General features: G+C 44.2%; 9 protein-coding genes. 7 read left to right on the top strand and 2 right to left on the bottom strand.

The window, feature by feature from the left end:
- Together B9T16_RS23325 and B9T16_RS23320 are read left to right on the top strand one after the other, a co-directional pair.
- A partial coding sequence (locus tag B9T16_RS23325; RefSeq protein WP_072053754.1) for a zinc ribbon domain-containing protein occupies positions 1-201 on the top strand: 201 nt, incomplete at its 5' end.
- A 57-nt stretch (positions 202-258) separates the two neighbouring features.
- Positions 259-1,029 carry an ABC transporter permease gene (locus B9T16_RS23320; RefSeq protein ID WP_035736325.1) on the top strand — a complete coding sequence of 257 codons (771 nt, stop codon included), beginning with the start codon at positions 259-261 and terminating at the stop codon, positions 1,027-1,029.
- A 4-nt stretch (positions 1,030-1,033) separates the two neighbouring features.
- Here B9T16_RS23320 and B9T16_RS23315 read toward each other — a convergent pair whose 3' ends face one another.
- Positions 1,034-1,522 (bottom strand): protein-tyrosine-phosphatase, encoded by a 489-nt coding sequence (locus tag B9T16_RS23315; RefSeq protein ID WP_014274505.1) that lies wholly within the window; start codon positions 1,520-1,522, stop codon positions 1,034-1,036.
- A gap of 602 nt (positions 1,523-2,124) precedes the next feature.
- On the opposite strand from B9T16_RS23315, the gene B9T16_RS23310 reads away from it, so the two are divergent.
- From B9T16_RS23310 to psbU, 4 genes are all read left to right on the top strand, one after another.
- Positions 2,125-2,469, top strand: coding sequence for a hypothetical protein (locus B9T16_RS23310; RefSeq protein ID WP_006616918.1), 345 nt, complete (start codon positions 2,125-2,127; stop codon positions 2,467-2,469).
- Positions 2,470-2,519: 50 nt separating this feature from the next.
- A complete protein-coding gene (gene zds, locus B9T16_RS23305) occupies positions 2,520-3,992 on the top strand; it encodes a 9,9'-di-cis-zeta-carotene desaturase (protein ID WP_006616919.1) in 1,473 nt (490 codons plus the stop codon).
- An 89-nt stretch (positions 3,993-4,081) separates the two neighbouring features.
- Complete coding sequence (locus B9T16_RS23300; protein ID WP_006616920.1) at positions 4,082-4,528, top strand: SRPBCC family protein; 447 nt, start codon at positions 4,082-4,084, stop codon at positions 4,526-4,528.
- 452 nt (positions 4,529-4,980) lie between these two features.
- Positions 4,981-5,415 carry a photosystem II complex extrinsic protein PsbU gene (gene psbU, locus B9T16_RS23295; protein ID WP_006616921.1) on the top strand — a complete coding sequence of 145 codons (435 nt, stop codon included), beginning with the start codon at positions 4,981-4,983 and terminating at the stop codon, positions 5,413-5,415.
- Between the two features lie 149 nt (positions 5,416-5,564).
- Here the strand turns inward: psbU and B9T16_RS23290 are convergent, their stop codons facing one another.
- Positions 5,565-6,461, bottom strand: coding sequence for a TIGR04168 family protein (locus tag B9T16_RS23290; RefSeq protein WP_006616922.1), 897 nt, complete (start codon positions 6,459-6,461; stop codon positions 5,565-5,567).
- Positions 6,462-6,589: 128 nt separating this feature from the next.
- Here B9T16_RS23290 and nadA point away from each other — a divergent pair, with 128 nt between their 5' ends.
- A complete protein-coding gene (nadA, locus tag B9T16_RS23285) occupies positions 6,590-7,555 on the top strand; it encodes a quinolinate synthase NadA (RefSeq protein ID WP_006616923.1) in 966 nt (321 codons plus the stop codon).
- The last annotated feature ends 323 nt before the right edge of the window (positions 7,556-7,878 follow it).

Below are 7,878 nucleotides of genomic sequence, written 5' to 3'. Positions count from 1 at the left end.
ACTCACTGTGGTCATGTGCATTCCCAGCTAGGTGGCTCAAAAGTGTTCCGATGTCCTGAGTGTGGGTTCACTCTACCCAGGGACTGGAACGGTGCTTTTGGAATCTTTCTAAAAGCTTTGCGGGATACCGCCTCTGTTACCTTAACGGGTAATAGTGCTATCGTCGCATTGTCAGGCAATAGCCGGATAAATGTCGCGTAAATGTATCAGAATCCTAGTCAAGTGATAACCATCGTGGTTATAGGAGGGTCAAGCATCATGTTGGGAAGGATAATGGTGATCGCCAAAAATGTGTTTTGGGAAGTCATGCGCGCTAGGGTTCTCTATATTTTGGGTATCTTTGCGCTGTTGATGGTCGCAGCAGTTGAACTAATGCCCCAAGTCGCTGCTAGTTTAGAAGATAAAATTGTCTTAGATCTCGGTTTGGCTGCTATCAGCCTTCTTAGCTTAATTGTGGCAGTTTTTGTCAGTACCACTTTAATTAACCAGGAAATTGAAAAACGCACCGTTTATTTACTGCTTTCTAAGCCGGTTAGCCGCCCGGAATTGATTATTGGTAAACATTTGGGTTTGTGGGCGGTCTTAGCAGTTTTGGTCGTGGTAATGACAGCCATATATATGGGGGTTTTAAGTCTTAACCAAATTCCATACCCCGCACCAAGTATCGCCATTTCTAATCTGTTGATTTGGATTAAGTTTGGGCTAATTGGGGCGGCGGGCATTTTGTTAGGCGTGTTAACCAGTTCTCTGTTGGCTACACTCCTAACTTTTGCGGTTTATGTAATGGGAAGTCTCAGCCGAGACTTACTCGAATTGGGTCAAATTAGCGATAGTCAAACCATTGAAAATGTGATGACGGCAATGTATGTCATTTTACCGGATTTAGCCCGTCTGAATCTCAAAAATGATGCCGTTTATGCAGATATCCCTGATGTTCCTATTCTCGTGGCTAATGCTGGATATGGTATCATTTACACCGTCCTACTATTAGCCTTGGCGATCGCTATTTTTTCCCGCCGAGAATTATAAGCCATTAGTCATCATATCCCGCCCACACAGAGGCTAAATTTCCCCGACTGGGTGTGAACTGGTCAATGATTTGGTTAATCCGCTTTTCTAGCTGCTGTAAAGACAACTCCCGGCTCGCTGGTTTCACATCGGATATATTCCAATACTCCACCGTATTCACCCAGGAAGGATATCGTTTAACCATTAACGGACGATATATTGATTCCTCAATGGCAATAATTTTATTGGCATTTTTAAAGTTAATTTGGGATACGGGTCTGATGGTTCGCACAGAATAATCTAAGGAAATACCCCGCTTCTCCAATTCCGAAATCACTTCTAAGGCGATCGCCCCCATTGAATAATTACTAGAATAATGGCTTTTATCTACTGGTAATAAAGCCGAATAAGCCCGCCAACTCAAGCCCCTGGTTTCCGCCAAATAATTAAACAAATACTCAGAAAATCGACTCAGATAGTCATTTCCTGTAGACAAAAATAAAATTGTTTTCATAAGCACCTTGATGTTGATTAAATTTGGGTTCAGACAGCAACCATGTATCTGGTAGGCGGAAGTTTAGGGGCTGGTTGGTAAATTAGCCCTGCCATGTTCTCAATAAATCTTACCGTAGATCCAGTTTAGCAACAACCACTATAACTTATTGGATAGATTTCGGCAATTTATTTGATGGACATCAACTTAGAACGTCCCCAGACAGCGGGTAATCAGAATAGTCTCAACCCATAGACTGAGTACCATAGTGATAAAACTTCTCAAAAGTGATAATATGAACCCAGTTGCCAGTTGTGATAATTGACTGAGAACCCGATCGCATTGTACCATGAACATAATCATTCAGTGTATTCTCAGTTACATAAAACTTTTCAGTTATACAATTGGTTCAGCATGAGGGCTGATATGATTAAGGCTGGGGATTAGGGATCACTATATTAAGTTTTTTGGAAAACTGAATCATTTTCTCCCAGATGGCAGGATAATAACAGAGATAGGGTTAGATCCACCAAGGTGAAACTTTGAGGACGGCCGGGTAATTCTCGGCTAATTCTCAGCGGTGAACTCCTATCAGGTAATAAGATTTACAAGCAAATCACCCTATGAATATTCAAACAGTTATCCTACGGGGTTCTTATTTAGATCAGCTAGTTCATGAATTGCGCGACTACTTCCCTGATGTCATTGTCCGCACTATTGGGAATGTCAATATCTTAGTCGAGGAGTCCTTTTCGGCAAGAATTTCCGCCAATTTGTCAACCACGATAATTTTAAACTATGCCGAATTTGACTATTGTGAAATCGATGTCATCACTGCTGGTGGAGATGTCGGGTTTTTAAATCTAGGTTATGGTGCGGGAAAAGCCAGAATTGACAGCTTTGTGGAGATGCTAGAATCAATCTGCAAGTCCCATAACTGGAAAATTGAACGAAAAATCGATCAGTAGCATCACTTTATTGTTAAAATTCGTAAAGGAACTGTTAAGGATAATGTAGGATGCGGGTTGCGATCGCTGGAGCTGGATTAGCTGGCATGGCCACAGCCGTTGATTTGGTTGATGCTGGACATGAAGTAGAACTATTTGAGTCCCGCCCCTTTGTGGGTGGTAAAGTAGGTAGTTGGGTAGACCCAGAAGGTAATCATGTCGAAATGGGTCTGCACGTCTTTTTTGGCTGCTACTACCAACTATTTGATTTAATGAAAAAGGTGGGAGCCTTTGAGAATCTGCGATTAAAAGACCATATTCACTGCTTTGTCAACCCCGGCGGCGTGATCGGAAGTTTAGATTTTCGCTTCTTTACTGGCGCACCCTTCAACGGACTAAAAGCCTTTTTCACCACTTCTCAGCTTTCCGTCCAGGATAAATTGCAAAATGCGATCGCCCTGGGAACTAGCCCCATTGTCCGGGGTTTGGTGGACTTTGAGGGAGCCATGAGAAACATTCGAGACCTAGATAAAGTCAGTTTTGCGGACTGGTTTCGCCGCCAGGGGGGGTCTGAAGGTAGCCTAAAACGGATGTGGAACCCCATCGCCTATGCTTTGGGTTTTATCGATACTGAAAATATCTCCGCGCGCTGTATGCTCACGATTTTCCAGTTTTTCGCAGCCAAAAGCGAAGCCTCCGTCTTGCGAATGTTGGAAGGGTCTCCGGCGGAATATCTCCATAAACCTATTGTTAACTATCTCCAACAACGGGGCGCTAAAATTCATCTGCGACGACGGGTCAGAGAAATTCAGTTTACAGAAATTGACGGTAAAACCCGTGTCACTGGCTTGGTGGTCGCCCAAGGGGAAGCCGAAGAAACCATTATTGCAGATGCTTATGTTTGCGCCTGTGATGTTCCTGGGGCTCAAAAAATGCTCCCAGAGGCTTGGCGAAAATGGCCGGAATTTGACAATATTTACAAGTTAGATACTGTTCCCGTAGCCACAGTGCAATTACGCTTTGATGGTTGGGTAACAGAACTCCAAGACTCACTCGCACGCCAACAGTTAGAAAAAGCCGTGGGTATAGATAACTTACTCTATACTGCTGATGCCGATTTCTCCTGTTTTGCTGATTTGGCTTTAACCAGTCCGGGAGATTATTACCGATCAGGACAGGGTTCTCTGCTACAGTTGGTTTTAACTCCGGGCGACCCTTTTATTAAACAAAATAATGAGGCGATCGCCAATCATGTTCTCCAGCAAGTTCACCAACTTTTCCCCTCTTCCCGAGAGTTAAATATGACTTGGTATAGTGTAGTTAAACTAGCCCAGTCCCTCTATCGGGAAGCCCCCGGAATGGACCCCTACCGTCCCCCCCAAAAAACTCCCATTGCTAACTTTTTCTTAGCTGGTAGTTACACACAACAGGATTATATTGATAGCATGGAAGGTGCTACCCTCTCCGGGCGACAGGCTGCCCGTGTTATCCTGGAAAATGCCCCTAACTTTTTGGAACTAAGCAAGCTGGGGGTACAGAGCTAAAATATTGTCCCTGTCTGGCTTGCTATAAGTAGGGCGGGGACTATGCCTCGATATAAACCACCTCACACCTTAATAATTAAGTAACTCAAATGGCTGATTGGTTAGAACATAGCGTGCAAATAGAAGTTAATGTTCCCATTGATATCGCGTGGGATTTATGGTCGGATTTAGAACAAATGCCACGGTGGATGAAGTGGATTGAGTCCGTGAATATATTGGAAGAAAACCCCGAACTTTCTAAGTGGAAGTTGGCTAGTGGTAACTTTGAATTTAGCTGGCTTTCTCGCATTCTTAAAGAGATTCCACATCAGATTATCCAATGGGAATCAGTCGATGGGTTGCCTAACCGAGGCGCTATCCGTTTTTACGATCGCCATGGTAGTAGTATTGTCCGCCTCTCCGTGTCTTATGCTATTCCCGGTCTGTTAGGTAAGATTATGGATAATCTTTTTTTGGGGGGTGTCGTTGAGTCTACTATTGCTAAGGATTTGGAACGTTTTAGGGATTATGCCTTAGATTATTATGCTAATCGCTGAACTTTATTTATGGGAAGGGTTGACAGGTCGCCCCAAATATTGATACAATATTGACATATTTTAAATGATTGGAATCTGTGCCAAAACTAAAATAATGTCAATATTACGATTATTTAGCATAATAGCATAAATAAACTCAGAAAGCAACCCCTACCCCCCTACTTGTGACGAGGGGGCTTGTTACAAAACTTAACATAATTCCAAGGACAATTAACAATTAATAATTCCCGGAGATTGGCTATTGCCTAATGGTGGCGGGTTGAGGAATATCAAATTGTGCAGGAATTGACAATTGAGAGGGGAAGGGGTGGAACGATCCATGATCGACAATTCCGAATTATTTTCCTGCAAATGTCCGGTGTTGGGGTATATTCAACAATATTGCAGGATTCGTAATACAGATTTTGTGGATTCTGTCTATGTAGTTTAGAACAAATGGGAGAAGAGATTTAATGAAACGATTGGGTCAGGTATTAGCGTTAGTAGGCTTGTTGGTAGGTTTGCTAGGATGGAGTGCCCCTCAGTCTGCATGGGCAGCGGATTTGAGTTTTGTTCAATTACCGAGTCTGCAAGCACCAGTTTTGGCGGAAGTTAACCGCAGAAACAAAGCTGATGCAAAGCTGGGCACTGAATTTGGGAAAAAACTGGATTTGAATAATAGCTCAATCCGAGAATTCCGTCAATATCCGGGAATGTTTCCCACATTGGCCAAAATGATCATTGACGCAGCGCCCTATGATTCAGTGCAGGAAGTATTAGAAATTCCGGGGTTAACCGATGCCCAGAAAGAGATTATAGAACGCTATATCGGTGAGTTTACCATCACTCCGGTAGAGCCGATTCTACAGGAAGGAGATTTCCGCCTCAATACCGGAGTCTATGACTAGGTTGGAGTAGAGAATCAGTTGATGGCTAAAATGTAACTATTCTAGGCTAGGAATCAGGCTAAGAATTTATAACCGCCGCCATTTCTATGGACAACGCGCCCTAAGTCGGTGTGGGTCTGTGAGAAAAGGGGGCGGTTCGTTTTTGTGGTCTATGGGTATAGATGTTGTTGTTGGATGATCTGACCTTGAGAGTTGACCCAAATATGGGAGGCTTCCCGAATTTGACCCTGTTTGAGTATAGCGATCGCAAAATGTCTATATTTATCAGATCCTGTGCCTTGAATGCGCGGGACAGTGGCAGCATTAAGATATATAGTCTGATGTTCATCGATGGCTATGGATTTCCGCAGATAGGCTTTAGTATGGCGGAGGGTGTGGTGCATATGACCAAAGCCGACTAGGGGGATAGTTTTTCCGTAATTGCGGGTTTGGGTAATAGCTTCGGCAAAGTCGGGGTCGCCATAGTCGCCGCCAATGGGTTTCCAGTCTTTACCACAGGGTGATTCTGGGGTGTCTCCTAAACCACTAGGGCCGTTATGTCCCAAAAAAATAATCTGGTCTAATGCGGCGTTTTTAACTTGGGCTAAAATGCGATCGCTTGATTCTTGGTTGCTGTTGACACCAAAGCGGGTTTGATAAAATTCTTGATTTGTCCATTGTGGCCCTCCCCAACTAAAGGGCCGAGTACCGACAACCGTTAATCCTAACTCAGGAAAATCTCGTTTTCCATAGCCAACGTGGGCGGGTCCCAGCAGATCAATTTGGGTTTGCACCCGGTCTTCCCGGGTGCGATCGTAAGGGCATTTTTGGCGACCCCACTCGGTCATGCTATACCAAGCGTCATGGTTTCCAAACACTACCGCCTTGGGTAAATCTAACTGAGCGATCGCCTTAACCACCTCTAGGGCTTCATTACCAAAATCACCTACAAATAGGGCTAAGTCTACCCCCAACTGTTTTAAGGCTATCTCATCTTCTGGTTCCCATTGGTCGTGGATATCTCCAATTAGGGCAATTTTGACAGTTAATTCCGGTGATGGGCTCATTGTATCTAATAGTACGTTTTTTTCTAGGATAAGTTGTTGCGACCCCAGGTTGAGATTTCTGGCTTTACTATTTTTGGTGAATTCAACTATAATTAGTAATTAGAGAATCACAAACCAGAGGTCAACTGATGTTTGCAGCGACTTTAGACCGACAACCGACCCAATATGAGAAGCCAGAGGACTTGTTTGAGGCGATCGCCACTTTAAAGAAAGACCTAAATGCGATCGTGCTGGCCCACTATTACCAAGACCCCGATATTCAGGACATCGCCGACTATATTGGCGACTCCCTAGGACTGTCGCGCCAAGCTGCCGAAACCCATGCAGATGTTATTGTATTTGCCGGGGTTCACTTCATGGCAGAAACCGCTAAAATTCTCAATCCAGAAAAACAGGTTTTACTCCCCGATCTTAATGCCGGATGTTCTCTAGCTGATAGTTGTCCTCCCCATGCTTTCGCTGCCTTCAAAGCTGCCCATCCTGACCATTTAGTGGTATCTTATATTAATTGCACTGCCGACATTAAGGCGATGAGTGATATCATCTGCACCAGTGCTAATGCCGTCAAAATAGTTAGCCAAATTCCCGCAGATCAGCCAATTATTTTTGCACCCGATCGCAACTTAGGGCGCTATGTCATGGCAGAAACTCAACGAGAAATGCTATTATGGGAGGGGGCTTGCATGGTGCATGAGAATTTCTCCGAAAAGAAAATTGTGCAGCTACAGATTGAATATCCCGGCGCGGAAATTATTGCTCACCCCGAATGTGAACCCCCAGTTTTACGTCATGCTCATTATATCGGTTCTACCACTGCTTTATTAAAGTACGTCAAAGAAAGTGCAAATTCCACTTTTATTGTAGTTACAGAACCCGGAATTATTCACCAAATGAAAAAAGAGGCTCCCGCCAAACAGTTTATTGCCGCGCCCCCCATGAACAGTTGCGCCTGCAATGAGTGTCCCCACATGAGGCTAAACACCCTCGAAAAACTCTATTTATCTATGAAAAATAGACAGCCAGAAATCACCTTACCCCAATCTACCATAGAGGCGGCATTGCGACCTATTCAGCGGATGTTAGAAATGAGTTAATTAATAGGGAATGTAAATCCTTCTCTGTCTACCTCTGGGAGAGGGCAATATCATGTAGGGGCGGGTTCGGCGAATGTCTTCACTAGGGGCGCGAAGATGAATAAACCCGCCCTCCAAACCTGTCTAATTCCTCCACTAGGGGCGCGAAGATGAATAAACCCGCCCTCACCCACCATAATCAACCCGGCATCACAACCAGGAAATAAATAAACCCGCCCTCACCCACCGGAATTAATCATGGTAGGGGCGGGTTCTACTGTCAACCCGGCATCCCCACCAGGATATGAATAAACCCGCCCTCACAAACCATAATAAATCATCAA

It is taken from the genome of Arthrospira sp. PCC 8006, assembly GCF_046480465.1.
Lineage (GTDB): Bacteria > Cyanobacteriota > Cyanobacteriia > Cyanobacteriales > Microcoleaceae > Limnospira > Limnospira platensis.
The sequence above is the reverse complement of the archived record's forward strand: the minus strand, read 5'-3'. Positions and strand labels throughout refer to the sequence as shown.